General features: G+C 67.1%; 19 protein-coding genes and 1 tRNA gene. 9 read left to right on the forward strand and 11 right to left on the reverse strand.

Translation table 11 applies throughout. The annotated features are described in order from the left end of the window. Window positions 1–57 precede the first annotated feature (57 nt). Window positions 58–345: a 50S ribosomal protein L28 gene (gene rpmB / locus ACQKLX_RS03250; protein WP_377800303.1), complete on the reverse strand. Its 288-nt coding sequence runs from the start codon at window positions 343–345 to the stop codon at window positions 58–60. Between the two features lie 253 nt (window positions 346–598). On the opposite strand from rpmB, the gene ACQKLX_RS03255 reads away from it, so the two are divergent. Further along, window positions 599–1,429, forward strand: coding sequence for a DUF3108 domain-containing protein (locus ACQKLX_RS03255; protein ID WP_427359458.1), 831 nt, complete (start codon window positions 599–601; stop codon window positions 1,427–1,429). A 2-nt stretch (window positions 1,430–1,431) separates the two neighbouring features. Here the strand turns inward: ACQKLX_RS03255 and ACQKLX_RS03260 are convergent, their stop codons facing one another. Beyond that, window positions 1,432–2,103: a hypothetical protein gene (locus ACQKLX_RS03260; RefSeq protein WP_427359460.1), complete on the reverse strand. Its 672-nt coding sequence runs from the start codon at window positions 2,101–2,103 to the stop codon at window positions 1,432–1,434. Beyond that, entirely contained in the window at window positions 2,100–3,290 is a 1,191-nt protein-coding gene (locus tag ACQKLX_RS03265) for a hypothetical protein (RefSeq protein ID WP_427359461.1), read from the reverse strand. The genes ACQKLX_RS03260 and ACQKLX_RS03265 overlap by 4 nt, the downstream gene beginning before the upstream one ends. A gap of 190 nt (window positions 3,291–3,480) precedes the next feature. Here ACQKLX_RS03265 and ACQKLX_RS03270 point away from each other — a divergent pair, with 190 nt between their 5' ends. The 5 genes from ACQKLX_RS03270 (at window position 3,481) to ACQKLX_RS03290 (ending at window position 9,820) form a co-directional block, all read left to right on the forward strand. Beyond that, window positions 3,481–4,371 (forward strand): alpha/beta fold hydrolase, encoded by an 891-nt coding sequence (locus ACQKLX_RS03270; protein ID WP_427359463.1) that lies wholly within the window; start codon window positions 3,481–3,483, stop codon window positions 4,369–4,371. A gap of 312 nt (window positions 4,372–4,683) precedes the next feature. Continuing rightward, the gene (locus tag ACQKLX_RS03275) at window positions 4,684–8,007 is read left to right on the forward strand and encodes a helicase-related protein (RefSeq protein WP_427360087.1); all 3,324 of its coding nucleotides are present in this window, start codon (window positions 4,684–4,686) and stop codon (window positions 8,005–8,007) included. 21 nt (window positions 8,008–8,028) lie between these two features. Continuing rightward, the gene (locus ACQKLX_RS03280) at window positions 8,029–8,340 is read left to right on the forward strand and encodes an RNA-binding S4 domain-containing protein (RefSeq protein WP_427359464.1); all 312 of its coding nucleotides are present in this window, start codon (window positions 8,029–8,031) and stop codon (window positions 8,338–8,340) included. A gap of 158 nt (window positions 8,341–8,498) precedes the next feature. Continuing rightward, window positions 8,499–8,834, forward strand: a complete 336-nt coding sequence (gene fdxA / locus ACQKLX_RS03285) for a ferredoxin FdxA (RefSeq protein ID WP_092157697.1) — start codon at window positions 8,499–8,501, stop codon at window positions 8,832–8,834. Window positions 8,835–9,223: 389 nt separating this feature from the next. After that, window positions 9,224–9,820 carry a CarD family transcriptional regulator gene (locus ACQKLX_RS03290; protein WP_427359466.1) on the forward strand — a complete coding sequence of 199 codons (597 nt, stop codon included), beginning with the start codon at window positions 9,224–9,226 and terminating at the stop codon, window positions 9,818–9,820. Between the two features lie 59 nt (window positions 9,821–9,879). Here ACQKLX_RS03290 and ACQKLX_RS03295 read toward each other — a convergent pair whose 3' ends face one another. The 3 genes from ACQKLX_RS03295 to ACQKLX_RS03305 form a co-directional block, all read right to left on the reverse strand. Next, entirely contained in the window at window positions 9,880–10,749 is an 870-nt protein-coding gene (locus ACQKLX_RS03295) for a dienelactone hydrolase family protein (RefSeq protein WP_427359468.1), read from the reverse strand. 73 nt (window positions 10,750–10,822) lie between these two features. Further along, window positions 10,823–12,298, reverse strand: coding sequence for a M48 family metalloprotease (locus tag ACQKLX_RS03300; RefSeq protein ID WP_427359470.1), 1,476 nt, complete (start codon window positions 12,296–12,298; stop codon window positions 10,823–10,825). Between the two features lie 6 nt (window positions 12,299–12,304). Continuing rightward, a complete protein-coding gene (locus ACQKLX_RS03305; RefSeq protein WP_427359472.1) occupies window positions 12,305–13,030 on the reverse strand; it encodes a hypothetical protein in 726 nt (241 codons plus the stop codon). Between the two features lie 118 nt (window positions 13,031–13,148). On the opposite strand from ACQKLX_RS03305, the gene ACQKLX_RS03310 reads away from it, so the two are divergent. Beyond that, window positions 13,149–13,225, forward strand: a tRNA-Arg gene (locus ACQKLX_RS03310). A gap of 32 nt (window positions 13,226–13,257) precedes the next feature. On the opposite strand, the gene ACQKLX_RS03315 is transcribed toward ACQKLX_RS03310, so the two are convergent. Next, entirely contained in the window at window positions 13,258–13,446 is a 189-nt protein-coding gene (locus tag ACQKLX_RS03315) for a DUF3008 family protein (protein ID WP_427359473.1), read from the reverse strand. 216 nt (window positions 13,447–13,662) lie between these two features. Here ACQKLX_RS03315 and ACQKLX_RS03320 point away from each other — a divergent pair, with 216 nt between their 5' ends. Continuing rightward, on the forward strand, window positions 13,663–14,406 hold the full coding sequence (locus ACQKLX_RS03320) for an aspartate/glutamate racemase family protein (RefSeq protein WP_427359475.1): 744 nt from the start codon (window positions 13,663–13,665) through the stop codon (window positions 14,404–14,406). Here the strand turns inward: ACQKLX_RS03320 and ACQKLX_RS03325 are convergent. The 3 genes from ACQKLX_RS03325 to ACQKLX_RS03335 are packed head-to-tail and all read right to left on the reverse strand — an operon-like array spanning window position 14,403 to window position 16,889. After that, window positions 14,403–15,128, reverse strand: coding sequence for a spermidine synthase (locus tag ACQKLX_RS03325; protein WP_427359476.1), 726 nt, complete (start codon window positions 15,126–15,128; stop codon window positions 14,403–14,405). The genes ACQKLX_RS03320 and ACQKLX_RS03325 overlap by 4 nt on opposite strands. A 6-nt stretch (window positions 15,129–15,134) precedes the next feature. Beyond that, window positions 15,135–16,370, reverse strand: coding sequence for a metal-dependent hydrolase family protein (locus tag ACQKLX_RS03330; protein ID WP_427359477.1), 1,236 nt, complete (start codon window positions 16,368–16,370; stop codon window positions 15,135–15,137). A 39-nt stretch (window positions 16,371–16,409) separates the two neighbouring features. After that, window positions 16,410–16,889 (reverse strand): DUF2938 domain-containing protein, encoded by a 480-nt coding sequence (locus ACQKLX_RS03335; RefSeq protein ID WP_427359479.1) that lies wholly within the window; start codon window positions 16,887–16,889, stop codon window positions 16,410–16,412. A gap of 182 nt (window positions 16,890–17,071) precedes the next feature. Between ACQKLX_RS03335 and ACQKLX_RS03340 the strand changes: the two genes are divergently transcribed. Continuing rightward, window positions 17,072–18,190 (forward strand): ROK family protein, encoded by a 1,119-nt coding sequence (locus ACQKLX_RS03340; protein ID WP_427359480.1) that lies wholly within the window; start codon window positions 17,072–17,074, stop codon window positions 18,188–18,190. A gap of 109 nt (window positions 18,191–18,299) precedes the next feature. On the opposite strand, the gene ACQKLX_RS03345 is transcribed toward ACQKLX_RS03340, so the two are convergent. Beyond that, on the reverse strand, window positions 18,300–19,235 hold the full coding sequence (locus tag ACQKLX_RS03345) for an alpha/beta hydrolase (protein ID WP_427359482.1): 936 nt from the start codon (window positions 19,233–19,235) through the stop codon (window positions 18,300–18,302). Between the last annotated feature and the right edge of the window lie 8 nt (window positions 19,236–19,243).

The raw sequence follows: 19,243 nt of genomic DNA on the forward strand, positions 1-19,243 counted from the left end.
TCAAACGAAAAAAGCGGCCTTGCGGCCGCTTCATCCAATCCCGAGGGAAGCCCGCGCTCAGTTGGCGGCGAGCTTCTTCTCGATGTCGCGCTTCAGGGCCAGCGCGCCGGTCGACAGGTCGCCGGCCGGAGCCTTGACCAGGAAGGCGTCGAGGCCACCGCGATGGTCGACGGTGCGCAGCGCATTCGCCGAGACGCGCAGGCGGACCGAACGGCCGAGCGTGTCCGACTGCAGCGTGACGTTGACGAGGTTCGGCCGGAAGACCGTCTTGGTCTTGCGGTTCGAGTGGCTGACGAGGTGGCCGGTCTGGGTGGCTTTCCCGGTCAGTTCGCAACGGCGGGCCATGATCGTGTTCCCAAAATCTCCGAATGCTCAACGCAAATTGCCGACACGCGACGTGCCGGCAGGCAAGCACCGGAAGTCAAATTGAAGTGGCGGGTCTATAGCTGCCGGCTGGCGGGCCGTCAAGGCACGTGCGTGGAAACGCCTGCGGAAACATCTCGGTAACCATTATCCCGCCAAGCTGACGCAAAGCCAGTCACGATTCGGACCGAATCTCAGTGCATGCGACGATCTCGCTCGCGCCCGGAGCCTCCAGATGAAGCTCGCTCTGTCGTCCGCCAGCAGCGCCCTGATCGCGGCGCTGATGCTCGCATTGCCGGTTCCGGCCGCGCAGGCGGCCTCGCTCGACGCGACCTATGACGTTTCGCTGCTCGGCCTCTCGCTCGGCAAGGCCAATCTCTCCGGCGGCATCGACGGCGGCAGTTACAAGCTCGACGCCAATGCCAAGCTGACCGGCCTTGTCGGCAGCTTCACCGGCGGGCGCGGCTCGGGCGCTGCCACAGGCAATCTCAACGGCAGCAGGCTTTCGCCTGCGACCTTCGCGGTCTCCTCGGCCAATTCCAGCGAAAGCCGGACTGTGCGCATGGCGCTCGGCGGCAATGCCGTGCAGGCGCTGGCGATCGAGCCGCCGATCGACGCCAAGCCCGATCGCGTCCCGCTCAAGGACGAGCACCAGCGCAACATCATGGACCCGCTGAGCGCCTTCCTGATGCCGGTCGAGGCCTCCGGCCGCAGTGGCGGCGCGGCCGCCTGTAACCGCACGCTGGCGATCTTCGATGGCGCGGCGCGCTACGACATCAAGCTGAGCTATTCCGGCACGCGCGAGATCAAGATCGACGGCTATAGTGGACCGGTCTCGGTCTGCCAGGCGCGCTATGTGCCGATCGCCGGCCACCGCTCCCTGCGCCCTTCGACCAAGTTCATGGCCGAGAACAAGGAAATCTCGACCTGGCTCGCCCCCGTCGCCGGGACGAACATGATGCTGCCGGTGCGCATCTCGGTGAAGACGATGATCGGCACCGCGGTGATCGAGGCCTCGAGCTTCAAGGTCGATCCGGGCGTGACGGCGACCGCGACGCGGAATTGAGGTCAGGCCCTGGCCGCGAGTTCGAGCGGGAAGGGCGTGGGTTCGTAGATCGATTCCAGGCCGCGTTCCTTGATCAGTTCGCGCTCCCATTCGTATAAAAGGGCGGCCAAGGCGGGTCGATCGTCAGCTTCGAGCAGGGGGCCGGCGCGATCGGTGGTCTTGCGCCAGATGCGTCCCCAGTATGATTCCGGGTCACGGGCACAGCGTTCATGCAGCGCGCGGCATTTTATTCTGGCGGTGTCGAGATCGCCGCGAGCGATGTCGACGCGGATGTCGGTGTCGACGTGATCGACCAGCCGCCTTGCTGAAAATTCCGGCTCCGAGACGTGCTGGAAGAAGCCGTCTATCGTCTGTGCGGCCTGCATTCGTGGTAAAATCTCGTTATTGACGCGGGCAATGAAGATTTCGTGGACGCCGGATGTAGACCAACGCCAGAGTTGGTGTTGCGCCTGCAAAAAAGTGACGTCCCATCCGGCCGCGAACTTCTCCGAGAATGCCGGGCAGCAGCGCCAGTTTACTTCGAAATGATCGGCCTCCGACGTTCGCCAGACGATCAACTGATTAACGACGTGGTGCAAAGGTCGCAGAGTAAGGGTTCCAGCCTTCTGCACCAAGGGGCCAGAGGCGCTGATGAGAGGCGCGACGAGCTTGTTGATCTGGCGGATCGTCGTCATCGTCTCGGCCTGACCTCCGTTACGATGATGCGGCGAACACCAAGGAAGCGCTTGTAGACGGTTCCAGCAATCTCAGCCGCGCGTGCGGGAGACAGGCCAGCCTTGCCGGTCTTGATATCGTAGACGCACACGATTCCGTTGTTGCGCTGCTCATAGACGTCGATGCGAAGGGAGTTCGGCGAGCCGTAAGGGGCTTCGTCGCGCGGCCCTTCGTAGTAGCTTTTAAGATACGATCGCTCTGCGCGGAAGCTGGGATCGCCAAGGTTCTCCACCTGTGATTTCAAGTTCGTGTGAACCGCTGTTCCGAATTCTGCGGGTGAGCGATAGTCGCTGCGCGGTCCGACGGCATCAACGGCCGCGTCTGTGCGGCTGCGGACCTCGGGGAAGCGTGGGCAAGCGCGATCGACTTCGTCCTCGCGAAGCTGGCCGACGAAGCTCAGATCGATCGCATCGGCACTGGGCGCATAGTCCCCGGCATTGAAGCCGGCGACCGCCTGCAGACCATCGAGCTTGTTGCGGGCCGAGAGCCAGTTGAACAGCGTCAGAGCGGAATTGATCGTGGTTTCGGCAAGGGCCGGCCCGTTGGGTCGCGATGGGTTCCGCGCCTCCTGCACCGTCGCCTCGCGCTCCGGCCCGCGCTCGGTCCAGGTCGAGCGTGAGACGATCTCGCCATCCGGGCCGCCCTCCCGGATCGTCTGGGTGCGGTCCGCGGTTTCGAAGGTGGTCTTGCCGCCTTCGGGCAGGGTGACGGTGTGGCGCTCGTCCCAGTCACTCGGCTTGCCGGGCTCGGCAAATTCGGACTGGATGGTCGAGCCGTCGCGGTTGACGACGGCGCGCTCGGCAAGCGAGCCGTCAGGGCGCGTGGCATCCTGATAGAAGGCCCAGCTCTCCTCGCCGCTGGTGTCAGCGACGACATCGCCAAAGCTCAGCGCGCTCGACAGGGCAGTGCCGAGGTCGCCGATCCAGTCGGTTCCGGTCAGCGTCGGATCGCCGCCTCCGCCGCTGGTCCATTGCCCGCCCCCAGCATTGCCGGCCGGCACGCGCGGTTGATCGGGATTGTATTTGCGGGCGAGTTCATGCCGGAGCAGGCGTGTCTGCGCCTTCAGCGAGACGAGCCGGCGGCGCAGAAGGACGATCTCGTGCCAGCGCGCGCCGTCATGAGATGAGTGATGTGGCAAGATCGGCATGACGTGCTCCTGGTTGTGGAGTGCGTCATTCTGAGGCCGCCGGAAGCACCGGGGATAAGATTCCCCGCTATCCCCGCCTACACTTGATGCTCCCTCCGCCTCACAGCGCATGGAGCCTTTGCCATCAGGCGGATTGCCGGAGGTTCATGCGAGGCGCTAGCCTTACCGGCGATTCGCTCCCGGAGCCGCCATGTCCAGCGATTTCGCCTTGCCGCCAGGCCTCAGGCATCGCCAGGTCGTCGTGCGCGATACCGTGCTTCATCTCGCCGAAATCGGCGACGGGCCGGCGGTCCTGCTGCTGCATGGCTGGCCGGAATTCTGGATGAGCTGGCTGCCGGTGATGAATCGGCTGCACGGCGAGTTCAGGCTGATCGCGCCAGATCTGCGCGGTTTCGGCGAGAGCGGGAAGTCACCAGCGCCGCGCAGCGATGTCGGCGCCAACGCCCATGCCGACGACATGGCGGCGCTGCTGGAGGCGCTTGGCGCCGGCCCGGTTGGCGTCGTCGGCCACGATGTCGGCGCCTATGTCGCGCAGGGGCTGGCGCGGCGCCATCCGCAGCGGGTCGAGAAGCTGTTGTTCTTCAATTGCCCGACGCCGAGCGTCGGTTCGGCCTGGGTCCGCGACGGCCATGTCAACGAGATCTGGTACCAGTCCTTCCAGCAATTGCCGCTGGCCGAGCAGCTGATCGGCTCCAGCCGCGAGGCCTGCGCCCTCTACCTCGGGCATTTCCTGACGCATTGGTGCCATCGCAAGGATGCCTTCGCGCCGGTCTTCGACCTTTGGGTCGAGAACTTCATGAAGCCGGGCAATCTGCGCGGGGGATTCGACTGGTATCGCAGCCAGAATGCGGCGCGGATCGCCGCGATCGACGGCCACCCGGCGCCGTCCGTGCCGATCCACCAGCGCACCCGGGTGCATTGGGGCCGACACGACCCGATCCTGAAGTCGGAATGGTCTGTCTTCCTGTCGCATTATTTCGACGATGTCGAAGTGACCTTCTGCGAGAACGCCGGCCATTTCGTCCATGTCGAGGCGCCGGACGAGGCGGCGCAGGTTCTCGCCGAGGTTTTTGCGGACTGAGCGGGCGGCGCTTGCCTGCCGCGATCTTCGCCGGTCCCCCTCGTCTTCCAGCCCGGACGCCCTACATCAGCGAAAGCGGCCCTCGCGCGCGCAAGCCGGCGAAGGATGGACAATGAGGGCGATTCAAAATCTTGTGGTTTTTGAATCGCTTGCCGCCATATCTCGCCGTGAACGAAACCTGATTCTGCTGGAGTCAGCGATTCGGCCTCGCTTCGTTCCGGACTCGTTCTGTTCACGGATCAGGTTGCCTTCGGGTGGCCTGAACCGGTAGGGCTTGCCCCGCCCGGACTGCAGGAAAGCTCCAGCGTCTTGATTCAGCCCCGTTCCCTTCCGCCTTCGCTCCGCGCCCGCGGTGTCACGGCGGTGCTCGGCCCGACCAATACCGGCAAGACCCATCTCGCCATCGAGAGGATGGTGGCGCATCCGACCGGCATGATCGGCCTGCCGCTGCGCCTTCTGGCGCGCGAGGTCTATCAACGCGTCGTCGACAAGGTCGGGCCCCACGCCGTCGCGCTCGTCACCGGCGAAGAAAAGATCAAGCCGGAGCGGCCGAGCTTCTGGGTCTGCACGGTCGAGGCGATGCCGCGCGACCTTCCCGTCGATTTCGTCGCCATCGACGAGATACAGCTCGCCGCCGATCTCGACCGCGGCCATGTCTTCACCGACCGGCTGCTCAATCATCGCGGCCGCGAGGAGACGATGCTGATCGGCGCCGGCACGATGAAGCCGCTGGTCGAGCAACTCATCCCCGGCGTCAACGTCGTCTCGCGCCCGCGCCTGTCGAAGCTCTCCTTCGCCGGTGACCGCAAGATCACGCGGTTGCCGCGGCGTTCCGCGATCGTCGCCTTCTCGGCTGAGGAGGTCTATGCCATCGCCGAATTGATCCGCCGCCAGAAGGGCGGGGCGGCGGTGGTGCTGGGAGCGCTATCCCCACGCACGCGCAATGCCCAGGTCGAGATCTACCAGTCGGGCGATGTCGATTATCTTGTCGCCACCGATGCGATCGGCATGGGGCTCAACCTTGATGTCGACCACATCGCGTTCGCCGGCGACAGCAAGTTCGACGGTCATCATTATCGCAAGCTGCATCCGGCCGAGTTCGGCCAGATCGCCGGCCGGGCCGGACGGCATCTGCGTGACGGCACCTTCGGCACGACCGGCCGCGCCCCGCCCTTCGAGCAGGAGCTGGTCGAGGCGATCGAGGACCATCGCTTCGAATCGGTGCGGCAGGTGCAATGGCGCAACTCCGACCTCGATCTGCGCTCGATCGCCGGGCTGCTCGACAGCCTCAATGTCCTGCCGCAGGAGCAGGAGCAGGGGCTGACGCGGGCGCTGATCGCCGAGGATATGACGACGCTGGAGATTCTGGCGCGCGATCACGACGTGGCGCGGCTGGCGCAGGGCAAGCCGGCGGTGTCGCGGCTCTGGGAGGTTTGCGGTCTGCCGGATTATCGCAAGATCGCGCCGATGCAGCATGCCGAGCTGGCGACGACTTTGTATCTGCGATTGATGCGCCATGGCCGGCTCGATCCGGACTGGTATGCCGGCCAATTGGCGGCGCTTGACCGGGTCGATGGCGAGATCGATACCCTTTCGGCGCGCATCGCCCAGGTGCGGACCTGGACCTATGTCGCCAATCGTCCGGACTGGTTGCCTGATCCTGAGCATTGGCAGGGGGTGGCTCGTCTTGTAGAGGACAGGCTGTCGGACGCTTTGCACGAACGGCTCGCCAGCCGTTTCGTCGATCGGCGCACGAGCGTGTTGATGCGTCGCCTGCGGGAGAATGCGATGTTGGAGGCCGAAGTCACCGCGACCGGCGATGTCCTGGTCGAGGGTCAGCATGTCGGATTGCTGCAAGGCTTCCGTTTCACGGCGGACCCGAAGGCGGGTGGTCCGGAAGCGAAAGCACTGAACGCGGCGGCGCTGAAAGCACTGGCTGGCGAGCTGGAGGCGCGCGCCTCGCGCGTCGTGCTGGCAGGTGACGAAGCCTTCGTGCTCTCGCATGACGGGCTGATCCGCTGGATCGGCGAGCCGGTGGCGCGTCTGACCGCCGGCGAGAAGGTGCTTGAGCCGCGACTGCGCCTGATGGTCGACGATCATCTGCCGGCCCAGGCCCGCGAGCAGATCGAGACTCGCCTCGGCGCCTGGTTGAAGCATCACGTCACCAAGCTGCTCGGGCCGCTGCAGATCCTGGAGAACGCCGAGAGCGTCACCGGCATCGCCCGCGGCATCGCCTATCAGGCGGCCGAGGCGCTCGGCGTGCTCGAGCGCAGCAAGGTCGCCGAGGAGATGAAGACGCTCGACCAGGAGGGGCGGGCGGGCCTGCGCCAGCTCGGCATCCGCTTCGGCGCCTTCCACCTCTATGTCCCGGCCCTGCTGAAGCCGGCGCCGCGTGCGCTCGCGGCCCAGCTCTGGGCGCTGAAGCACGGCAATCCGGAAGCTGCCGGGCTCGACGACATCTCCCATCTCGCCTCCTCCGGCAGGACCTCGTTCCCGGCGAACAAGGATGTCCCCAAGGGGCTCTATCGCGCCGCCGGCTATCGCGTCTGCGGCGAGCGGGCGGTGCGTGTCGACATTCTGGAGCGCCTTGCCGACCTGATCCGCCCGGCGATCGCCTATCGTCCGGGCGTGACGCTCGGCCAGCCGCCGGTGGGCGCCGCCGATCAGGACGGTTTCGTCGCCACCGGCGCGATGACCTCGCTCGTCGGCTGTGCCGGCGAGGACTTTGCCTCGATCCTGCGCTCGCTCGGCTATGTGTCCGTGAAGCGTCCGGGACCGGCGATCACCGTCGCGCTCGCTGTCGCTCCCGAGCCGGCCGCGACGACACCGGCAGTTCCGGCGGAGACGGTCGCTGAGGCGGCTGTCGCACTGAACGAAGCGCCTTCCACTGAGGTCGAAGCTGCTGCTGAAAACGCGGACAGCGCTGCGCCAGCAGGTGAGACCCCGGATGCTCCGATCCTGACCGATGCGGAGATCGCTACGGCTCCGGCCGAAGAGGAAGCCGCAACTCCGGTTGAGCCGGTTCCTGCCGATGCGATGTCGACGCTGGCGCTGCCGAGCGATGAGCCTGCGACGGAGGCTGTGCCCGAGGCCGAAACGACGGCGGCTGAGATCGCTGCCTCTGTCGAGGCGGCTGCACCGGCCGAGCCGGAGCTGATCGAGATCTGGCGCCCGCACCGCCATCAGGGCGGGCGCCGTCCCGAGCAGGGCCAGCGTGGCCGCCGGCCCGAGCGTCGCGCCGGTGCGGCCGATGCCGCCCCTGCTGCAGAGGGTGGCGAGAGCAAGCCCGGTGGGCAGCGTTCGCCGAACCGCAATCGCTGGCGCGAGGGTGGCTGGAATGGCCCGCGCCCGGCTGGCGGCGAGGGCGGCAGGCCTGCTGCGGCACAGGATGGCGCTGGTCGCAATGCCCAGGGGCGCGACGGGCGTCCCGAGCGCGGCCCGCGGCCGGAGTTCAAGCGCGATGCTGGCCGCCCGGGCGGCGGTCCGCGTCGTGACGAGCGCGGCGGCAAGGAGCAGCGGTTCCAGCAACCGGCGCGGCCGCGTCCGGCCGAGCGTCAGCCCGATCCGGATTCGCCCTTCGCCAAGCTGCTCGCCCTGAAGGCCCAGCTCGAGGGCAATGACGGGCGCAAGGGCTGATCGCGACGACAAGGAGGCTGCTTGCGGGACGATCGGCAACGCCTCGACAAATGGCTCTGGTTCGCGCGCTTTGCGCGGACCCGCCCCGCCGCCGTGCGGCTGGTGGAGGACGGGCATGTCCGGGTTGCAAGCAAGCGCGTCGAGAATCCGGCGCTGGGCGTGAAGCCCGGCGACGTGCTGACGCTCGCTCTGCCGCATGCGACGCTGGTCGTCCGGATCACGGCTTTTGCCGAACGTCGCGGCTCCTATGAGCAGGCGCAGACGCTCTACGCGGTGCTGAGCGGCGGCGAACGCGGCGATCAGTCGCTTGCGCCGGAGGAGCCGAAGGGATAACGCGGAAGCTGCGCGGCACGCGTCAGCATGCCTGCAAAAAATCTTCTCGAAACTGTTGTTTCGATGGAAGTTTGATCTCGTTTCCGGTCGTGACAGGGCCTTGAAACATTCTCTCGACCGGCTCTAAAGAAGCGCCGGCCGATTGGAAGGACAGCGCCATGACCTATGTGGTCACCGAGAACTGCATCAAGTGCAAGTACATGGACTGCGTCGAAGTCTGTCCGGTCGACTGTTTCTATGAAGGCGAGAACTTTCTCGTCATCCATCCCGACGAGTGCATCGATTGCGGCGTCTGCGAGCCGGAGTGCCCGGCCGAGGCGATCAAGCCGGACACCGAGCCGGGCCTCGACAGCTGGCTGCAGCTCAATGCGAAGTTCGCCGCGAGCTGGCCCAACATCACGCAGAAGAAGGACTCGCCGGCCGACGCCAAGGAGTTCGACGGCGTGCCGAACAAGCTCGAGCTTCTCTCGCCAAATCCCGGCGAAGGCGACTGAGCTTACCCTTCGTCAGGGCCCGATCGAGGTTAACCATAGCCGGCCGCAACGCGGCCCGGCGGTGTTTGCATTCCGTTTACCTTTGATTCGGCGCGATTTTTGTGGTATCCACAAGCCACAGTCGAGTTCGTTCCGCCTGCCCCTGCGAGGTCACACAAACGGGGCACCCCCTGAGACGACAGCAATGCACCGCCGGTCAGAATGTCCGGTGTGTCGTTGTCTTCGTGTCTGGTGGTTCGCAAGAAACAATCGGCTGTGGGAGCGTGTTGCGTCGGGACAAGGGCCAGAAGGCTCATCCGACGTGTCAGGCAGAGTGCCGCCGGCCATCCTGGCCAGCGGCTGAAAGTCGCGTCTCCGCCCCCAGCGGAGAAATCAGGAGTCGAAACGGCATGTCCACTGCGAAGAAGACTGTTGTGCGCCAGGGCTTCAAGACGGGCGAGTTCGTCGTCTACCCGTCCCATGGCGTCGGTCAGATCACGGCGATCGAGGAGCAGGAAGTCGCTGGCTTCAAGCTCGAGCTGTTCGTCGTCAGCTTCGCCAAGGACAAGATGACCCTGCGTGTGCCCACCGCCAAGGCGGCGAGCGTCGGCCTGCGCAAGCTCGCCGACACCGACATCGTCGGCAAGGCGCTCTCGACCCTGACCGGCCGTGCCCGGATCAAGCGCACCATGTGGTCGCGCCGCGCCCAGGAATACGAAGCCAAGATCAATTCGGGCGATCTCGTCGCCATCGCCGAGGTGGTGCGCGATCTCTATCGCTCCGAGGCGCAGCCCGAGCAGTCCTATTCCGAGCGCCAGCTCTACGAGGCGGCGATCGACCGGATGACCCGCGAGATTTCGGCGGTCGAGGAGATCACCGAGACCGAGGCGCTGAAGAAGATCGAGGGCCAGCTCGCCAAGTCGCCGCGCCGCGCCGGCAAGGCCGATGCCGCCGAGGCGGCCGATGGCGAGGATGGCGACGACGACCTGCAGGAAGAAGCTGCCTGAGGCAGCTTTCTTCACCGAATAGAAGAGCCCGGCGGAGCGATCCGCCGGGCTCTTTCGTGTCAGGTAGCCCCCGTCTCCGCCGCGAGGAAGGCGACCGTCCGCTCCCAGGCGAGCTTGGCTGTCGCGGCGCTGTAGCGCTCGGCGCTGGTGTCGTTGTGGAAGGCGTGATCGACGTCGGGGTAGACGATCGCCTGATATGGGATGCCCGCCGCCTTCAGCGCTGCCTCATAGGCTGGCAGACCCTCGACCAGCCGCGTGTCGCGGGCAGCCTGCTGGATCAGCAGCCGGGCCTTGATCTGCGGGACCTTGGCGAGGTCGGGCGAACGACCATAGAAGACCACGCCGGCATTGAGTTCCGGTGCGCTGACGGCGAGGTCGTTGACCGCGCCGCCGCCCCAGCAGAAGCCGACGGCGCCGACTTTTCCGGTCGCATCCGGCCGTGCCTTGAGGATGGCGAGGGCCGCACGGCCCTGCGCGATGACATCCTCGGGCTTCAGCTGCGGGAACAAGGCGCGGGCGGCGTCGGCATCGGCCGGGGTGCCGCCGAGCGGGGTCAGGAAATCGACCCCGAGTGCGCTGAAGCCGGCCAGTGCCGCGCGGCGGGTCACGTCCTCGATATGCGGGTTCAGGCCGCGGTTCTCATGGATGACGAGAACGCCGCCGCGCTTGGCCTGGGTTTTCGGCGTGACGAGATAGCCCTTGAGCTTCACGCCGCCGATGGTCTCGTCGATGCGCTTTGTCTCGATGCGGGCATCGTCCGCAGTGACCTGCTGAGCCTGGGCGTAGTTCGGCTCCAGCAGGGAGAGCGCCGCCTCGGCGGCGGCGGCCGAACCGGCGATGGCGATCAGCCGGTTCATGAAGCTGCGCCGGTCGAGCGGCTTGTGGGTGTATTCGTCGTAGAGTTCGACGATGCGGCGATCGAGCGCCATGGCTGCCTCCCTGTCCTGACGACGGCGCGGAGGCTAGCACATGGCGTGACGAAAGCACCGGCTGGCCGCCGCCTTACTCGCTCACGATCTTGTAACGCTGGCCGGGCGTCAGCTTCGCACTGCGCTCCAGCCCGTTCAGGATCAGGAACTGCTCGAGCGGCCGATCGGTCGAGGCCATGCGCTCGGCGAGGCCGGCGGGCGTGTCACCGGCGCCTGCGGTGACGAGCCTGATGCGCAAGGGGCTGACCGATTGGGCGTCGCTGGCGCTGAGATTGCGGAAGCTGTCGAGCAGGGCGCGCATGCCACGCTCGGGGTCGTTCTGGCCCTTGGCAGCGAGGATGAAGCGATAGACGCGCGGCCCGGCCTGGACCGCGGCGAGGCGGAAGGTCCAGTCGGCGCCCTTGCCCGAGGTCACCGCCGCGGGCAGGCCGCCGACCGTCAGCGACTGGACTTCCGCCGTGGCGACGCCGTCGATCCAGCCCGAGGCGACATAGGATTCGAGCGTCTGCCCGGACTTCAGCGCGACCGAGTCGAAACGCAGCGCCTGCGAGCCGTCATTGCTGACGCCGACCACCATCTCGCGCGCCGCTTCCAGCTCGAAGCCGTCAGGCGCGGTGAAGGCGATGCGCAGGGCGCTGTTGAGATAGCGCTGGCCGCGCACGACGCCGTCGGCCGGATCGTCACCGAAGGCGACGCCGTCGACGACGCTGAGCCAGCGCGCAGCGTCCCGCTCGCCGAGGCCGGGCGCGCCGATCTGGCGGGCGCCGTTGGTGACGGCGGCGACACGCTCGGGCGTCGAGGGATGGCTGGAGAGGATATCGAGCTTCTTGTCGCCGCCGCCCTGGCCACCGGCGCGGAAACTGGTGTTGCGGCCGAGCGAGACCAGGAAACGGCCAGCGCCATAGGGGTCGTAGCCGGCGCGGGCGATGTTGCGCACGCTGATTTGGTCGGCGGTCAGTTCCTGCTGGCGCGAGAAGCGGGCGAGCGAGAGCTTCGAGCTCTGCTGCACGGCTGCCCCGGTTGTCGGGTCGTTCAGCACCTGCGCCACGACCTTGCTGACCAGCGCCGACTCCGCTTCCATCTCGGCACGCTCGACGGCGTGTCGCGCGGTGACATGGGCGATCTCGTGCGCCATCACCGAGGCGATCTCGGACGAGTCGTTCGCGAGGGCGAGCAGGCCGCGGGTGACGTAGAGCCGTCCGGTCGGCAGCGCGAAGGCGTTGACGATCGGTGAGTTGAGGATCGTCACCTCATAGGTGCCGATCTGGCCCTCTCCGGCCTTGGCGAGGCGGGCGATGATCGCCTCCAGCTCGGCCTTGACCTGCGGGGCGCGGTACTCGCCGCCGAAGGCCGCGAGCAGGCGCTGGTGCTCGCGGTCGGTGCTGCGCTGCAGGCTGGCGACGCGCGGTGCCGCCTCGCCGCCGGGCTGGTTGAGCGGGGCCAGGACGGAATTCTGATCGCCGAAGCAGGCCGCCAGCAACAGGGCCGGCAGCAGCGCGGCGACGAGGCGTCCCCGGATCGGCTGACGATGTCGCTGAACTCTCCGCATCGGTCCCTAGTCAATCAATTCCAGTGCGCTTCGCGCCTCGGCTTCGATCAGGAGGCCGTCGCGCCCCTCGATCACGCCGCGTACGCGCACGCGTTTACCCGTCAGCGCCGAGGCGGTCCAGCCGGCGCGCTGCAATTCACGCCACAGCGCGCGCGACAGAACAATGCTGCCGCCTGCGCCGCGCCGTCGCTCGAAATTGAGATAGGTCCGCTGCGCCCGCTCTCCCACGCCAGCGATACGCCCCTCGACCACGACGATCCGGCCCGCCTGCGCTCGCATCGCGGCAGCATCATGGCCGTCAACTACCAGAAGCGCCACTGCGTCATGTTTTCGCTGCGGGGTGCCGGGCTGGCCGGCCGCGATTCGCCGCGGCTCGGCCTTCCGCCAGAGCTCGTTGCAGGCGGCGAGGCCCGGCTCGGGCAGGCGCATCGCGGCGCCTTCGGCGAGGAGGGCGGCGCTGAGGTCGGGCTGGCCGGCGAGCGCATCGGGAGTATCGTCGACGGCGAGAAGGCGGCCCGGGAGGCGGCCCCAGCGATCCGCTCCGCCGAGAGGAGCCAACCGGAAGCTCTGCCCATGCCAGCGCGCCAACTGCATTGCGAAACGCTTGCGCTCGGCGTCGTTCTGTCGCGGCGCGAGCCCAGCCAGCCTGACGCTCCGGCCGTCAGCGAGCAGCGGGTCGCCATGCCGGTCGAGGCCGACGAGGCGGACCAGCTCGGCCCCTTCCGACGTCACGCAAGCGTCATCGGCGGCTTGCGTCGGAGCCCCGGCCGCAATGATGGCGAGAAACGGTAGGATCGCTGCAAAGGAAGGCTTCACCCACATCGGCTTTATGCTAAACGCAAGGACGTGCGTCCCGGTAGCTCAGCAGGATAGAGCAACGGTTTCCTAAACCGTAGGTCAGGGGTTCGAATCCCTTCCGGGACGCCAGTTTCCTTTTCCGCCAAGGCCGGCGCTGCGGATCAGTGCTTCGTCACATGCTCCGGCTTGCCCTTGCGCCTGGTCGAGGCCAGTTCGTCGAGCTCTTTCTCGGTCATCGACTCGACCATCGACTTCGAGGCTCCCTTGAGTTCGCTCTTGGGGATATCGCCGCGCTTGGCGGCGAGCGCGGCGCCGGCGGCCTTCTGCTGCGCCTTGGATTTGGCTGGCATCGTCCATCCTCCGATGTGGGGCGGGCAATGGTGCAACCCGGGCATGGCGCGATGGTTCCAGGCACTGCAACTGGAGGCCGGCTCTTCTCGCGTGGCGTTCATGCGAGGAATGCGGGCCGCTAACCCTTGCCGGTGAGAGGCAGGCGCGGCAAAGCTCAGAGCGCCGCCAAAAACGATAAAGCTTCGAAGCGCTAAATTTCATCTGCTGGGTTCATCTTGCGCATCCTCGTCCTCAATCCGAATACCAGCCCCGAGATGACCGAGCTGGTCATGCGCGTGCTGGCGCCGCTGACGCCCGCTGGCATAACCTTGAAGCCAGCGACCGGCCGTTTCGGCGCCCGCTACATCTCCACCCGCAGCGCTGGAGCGATTGCAAGCCATGCGGCGCTCGACGCCTTTGCCGAGCACGGCGCCGATTGCGATGCGGTCTATCTCGCGTGCTTCGGCGATCCCGGGCTGATGGCGCTGAAGGAGATCGCCGAGATCCCGGTGGTCGGCATGGCCGAAGCGGCCTGCCGGCAGGCCGCGGCGCAGGGCGGACGCTTCTCGATCGTCACTGGCGGCGAGCGCTGGGGCCCGATCCTGACCGAATTCACCGCGGCGCTCGGGCTGGATGGCCGACTGGCCGCGGTCGAGACGGTTGCGCCGACCGGTGGGGATATCGCGGCCGATCCTGACGGCTCGATCGCGCTGCTGGCGGAAGCCTGCCGGCGGACGGTCGAACGCGATGGGGCGCAGGCGGTCATTTTGGGAGGCGCAGGGCTCGCCGGTCTCGCGGCACGGGTCGAGCCTCATGCCGGTGTGCCGGTGATCTGCTCGGTGCAGGCCGGCTTTGCTGCCGTGCTCGATGCGGCCCGCAATCCGCCGCTGAAGCCGGTGCAAGGCGATCTGGCGCTGCCGGCCGCAGTTCCGAATGTCGGGCTTTCCGCCGGTCTGGCGCGGCTCTTGGGCGAGCGCTAGCGGCGCCTGCTTCCAGAAGGCCGAGCGGGCTGCACGGCAGTCGCGTTTCCCTGGGGGGCGGCGAGCCAGATCATGTGCTTGGCGCCGCCGGCTCCGGCCCGGGCACGCACAGTCTTCTCCTCGACGACGAAGCCGGCGTGGCGCAGGCGCCGGGTGAAGCTGCGGTCCGGCCCGGCCGACCAGACCGCGAGCACGCCGCCTGGCCGCAGTGCCGCCTTCGCATGGGACAGGCCGGCATGGTCGTAGAGCCGGTCGTTCGCCTCGACCATCAGCCCGTCCGGGCCGTTGTCGACGTCTAGCAAGATCGCGTCGTAGCGTCTCTGTCCTTCGCGGATGGCGGCCACGACATCGGCTTCGCGCACACTGACGCGGGGATCGTCGAGGCAGCCGGCGAAGATCGGAGCGAGCGGGCCGCGCGCCCAGGCGACAACCGCGGGGATCAGCTCGGCGACGACGATCTCTGCGTCCGCCAGAAGCGCGGCAAGGGCGGCCCGGAGCGTGAAACCCATGCCGAGCCCGCCGATCAGCAGGCGCAGGCCTGGGCGCTGACCGATCCGCTCGATGGCGAGCGTCGCCAGCGCCTCTTCCGACCCCTTGAGGCGCGAGTTCATCAGCTCGTTGTGGCCGAGCGTGATCGAGAACTCGTCCTCGCCGCGGCGCATGAGCTTGAGCGTGCCGCCGCCGGCAATCGCCGCGGCGTCGAGCTGCGTCCAGGGCTTCATGCGCCTTCAGTCCAGCCGGGCGCGCTTGATGAAGGCGCCGGCCTTCATGATGACAGGCATGTGCCGGCCTTGATGCGTCAGCAGTGACAGGTCCTGCAGCGGGTCGCCGTCGACGACGATCAGGTCGGCATAGGCGCCGGGCGCGATCGTGCCGATCTTGCCCTCGAGCTTCAGCAGCCTGGCTGCGACATGGGTGGCGGCGCCGATCACCTCATGCGCGGGCAGGGCGCGGCCGCGAATAACGAACTCCTCCGACTGGTGCCGGTGCATCTCGCCGAGCAGGTCGCTGCCATAGGCCATCGCCAAACCCGCCTTCTTCATGATCGCCAGCGATTCCATGCCGGCGGCGCGGACGAATTCGACCTTGGCGACGGAATCGGGCGGGAAACCGAGCTTGCCGCCCTCGCTGGCGAGCTTGTCATAGGTGACGAGGGTGGGCACTGCGACGGCGCCATTCTTGGCGGCGAGCTTGGCGGTCTCGGCCTTGATCAGGTTGCAATGCTCCAGCGAATGGACGCCGGCCTCGACGCAGCGGCGGATCGCCTCGTCGGTATAGACATGGGCGGAGACATAGGTTCCGGCCATGCGAGCTTCCTCGACCACCGCCTCCAGCTCGCCGACCGAGAAGCCGAGGAAATGGATCGGGTCGGTCGGCGAGGCGCAGCCGCCATTGGCCATGATCTTGATGAAGTCGGCGCCGCCCTTGAGCTCCTCGCGCGCGGCGCGGCGGACCTCAGCCTCGCCGTCGCAGATGCGGCCGAGCGCGCCGAGGCGATGGCGGGTGCCGGGCGCGAGCCGGTCGTCATAGCGGCCGCGGAAATCGGCATGGCCGCCGGTCTGGCTCAGCGCCTTGCCGGAGATGACGAGACGCGGCGTCGGATAGTCGTGCTCCTCCGTCGCCTGCTTCAGGCCGAAATCGGCGCCGCCGACGTCGCGCACGGTGGTGAAGCCGCGCAGCAGCATCTCGCGCATGATCACCAGCGAGCGCACGGTGACGAGCGAATCCGGCAAGGCGGCGTTGCGGCCGAGATCGGCGAGGCCGGCGATGACATGGACATGGGCGTCGATCAGGCCGGGCATCAGCGTGCGGCCCTTGAGGTCGACCACTTTCGCCTTGTCGGAGCGGACACTCTTGCCGACCTCGCGGACCAGCCCGCCCTCGACCAGGACGGAGGTCGGCGCTGCGCGTTCGGGCGCGGTGCCGTCGACGATGCGGGCGTTATGGAACAGAGTCGCGGCCATAAGCTCAGTCCTTGCGTTTGAAATCTTGGTGAGTGCCGTTCAGCGCATCAGCAGCGCGGCGAGCCAGAGGCCCAGGCCGAAGACGACGTGGTTGATCAGGCCGATCAGCCTGATCTGGCCGGCGTTCGGCCGCTTGTTGGCGGCGAGGCCGAAGCCCAGGCCGGGCTGCAGGATGAACCAGCCGCAGCCGACGGTGACGACGCCGACGATCAGGGCCGGCAGCAATGTCGGATTGCGGGCCCAGTCCAGCCCCCAGACCAGGATGACGATCGCGGCGAAGAGGGCGCCGATCAGGTAGTGCATGATCCAGCCGATCGCGAGCTCGTTCGCCACCGGCGGCGTCTCGGCGATGGTGTCGTGCGCGAAGCGGCCGCGCGGCAAATAGGCGAACCAGCGCCCGATCGCAGCCCAGTTCGCCAGGGGTATGCCGAAAGCACGGTTGAGAAAGAGCGCCCAGAGATCGAGCAGGGCGGTGGCGACGATGCCGATCGCAAGCGAGCGGCCGATCACTTCGAGCATGTCTATCCCCCAGGCCGCGAACCGCGCCGCCGGCTATGGAGGCGAAAGGACGCAGTGGGGTCAATCGCCAGCAGGTTGAATGTCCCCGCCCGCAGCGCAGACGGGGCATGCGGCGGCGCGGCGCAGGAACCGCCAGGGGGCGTTGCTCGTTCTCCCCGCGTGCTTTCAATGCGGGGGATGCGATGGCCGTGGCGGCAGCGAGCAAGACAAATGCGACCGGACCGCATGGAGCGCAGGAGCTGCCGTCGGTCATTGTGACCAGCTACAATCTCGAAATCCGCGATGGCGACGGCTTCCTCGGCGACAAGGCGAGCCGCAGCGCCTTCATGGACCATCTCGCCGAATTGCGCAGCCATCTGGCCGAGACCGGCGAGGACCCGCTGGCCAAGGCAGGCAAGACCGTCAGCAAGTCGGAGCTCGATAAGCTGCTGACGGAGGGCGAGGCGCGCGAGGCGGCGCTGGTGCTCTCGGCGGTCGAGCGCTTCGCCCAGTCGCTCGCCTTCGTCATCCGCCGCTTCCTGCGGCAGAAGGCCTGGAGCCCGGTCGAGCGCATCGTCGTCGGCGGCGGCTTCCGCCAGAGCCGGATCGGCGAACTCGCGATCGCGCGGGCCGGGATCATCCTGCAGACGGATGGCCATGCGATCGAGCTGGTGCCGGTGCGCCATCACCCGGACGAGGCCGGGCTGGTCGGCAGCGCCCATCTCGCGCCGAAATGGATCTTCGAGGCCTATGACAGCCTGGTCGCGGTCGATATCGGCGGTTCCAATATCCGCGCCGGCATCGTCGAACTGCGCCAGGACAAGGCTTCCGATCTGAGCAAGGCGCGCGTCTGGGAAACCGAGCTCTGGCGCCATGCCGACGAGGAGCCGAGCCGCGAGGAGGCAGTGAAGCGGCTCGGCAAGATGCTGCGCGGGCAGATCGAGCACGCCGCCAAGGAAGGCCTGCGCGTCGCGCCCTTCATCGGCGTCGGCTGTCCCGGTCTGATCGAGCCTGACGGAGCGATCGACCGCGGCGCCCAGAACCTGCCGGGCAACTGGTCGAGCAGCCGCTTCAACCTGGTCGAGAACATCCGAGAGATGGCGCCGGAAATCGGCGAGCACGACACCGTCGTCACCATGCACAACGACGCCGTCGTCCAGGGTTTGAGCGAATTGCCGTTCATGCAGGATGTCGAGCACTGGGCGGTGCTGACGATCGGCACCGGGCTCGGCAATGCCAGCTTCCACAACCGCGCCAAACCGAAGGGCCGGGAGAAAGACAAAAACAAGCCGAAGAACGGCAAGGACAAGAAGGATTCATAAGGGGCAGGGCTCTTGCCGTCATTGCGAGCGTAGCGAAGCAATCCAGGGGCAGCAGAGCTCTACGTCCTCCTGGATTGCTTCGTCGCTCCGCTCCTCGCAATGACGAAACTCAGTCCCGTTTCGCCGGCAGCGCCCAGAGCAGCCCGCGCGTGATGATGGCCGGGAAGACGGTGAGGTGGTCCTCGCCGGGGATGATCTCGCTTGATAGCTTGAGGCCGGGATAATTGCGCGAGCGCAAAGCCTGCTCGAATTCCCGGAGATCGGCGATCATGTCGGTCTTGCCGTTGTAGCGCGGATCGCCCGAGGCCTTGTCGATCGTCTCATAGGAAGCGATCGCCATCAGCACGTTCGCCTTCAGCTCCTTGTTGGCCTCGGCATAGGTCTTTTCTCGCTGGAACAGCACCTTCTGGTCGAACCAGAGCGAGGGGCTGCCGATGATGTAGTGCTGGAATAGCTTCGGCTCGGTGAGCAGGACATGGAGGCCGAACAGCCCGCCATAGGAGTGGCCGGCATAGATGCTGCGGGTGGTGTCGGTGCGATAGGTCGCCGCGACGAAGGGCATCAGCTCTTCGGAGAGGAAGCGGCGATAGCCTTCGGCCTCGCCGAAGACCGGCGGTTTTCCGGAGGGATCACGCGTCTTCTCCCCGTTCGGCGTCGGCGTGTAGTCGCGCCGGCGGCTGTATTCGGGGGTGTCGCCGACGGAATAGGACAGGCCGACCAGGATGAACTCCTCCAGCCCTTTGGCCCGGTTGCCGACCCGGCGGGCGATGCTGCGCACCAGCGGGAAGGCATAGTCGGCATCGGTGACGAACAGCACCGGGAAACGCCGCCGCGGCTGCGACTGATAGGATTCCGGCAGGCTGACGAAGATCTCATAGTCGCGCTGCAGCGCCTTGGCCCGGATCGTCCGGACCTCGGTGCCCTTGAGCACGAAGGGCGGGGGTGCGGCAATGCCGACCGCGGAGGCGGGCGGCTCAGCATCCGGCTGGGCGATGGCGGCGGTGGCAATCAGCATGAAGGCGACGAGGGCAGGCAGGCGAAGCATCCAGGACG

Source organism: Allobosea sp. NPDC003192, assembly GCF_050275675.1.
GTDB lineage: Bacteria > Pseudomonadota > Alphaproteobacteria > Rhizobiales > Beijerinckiaceae > Allobosea.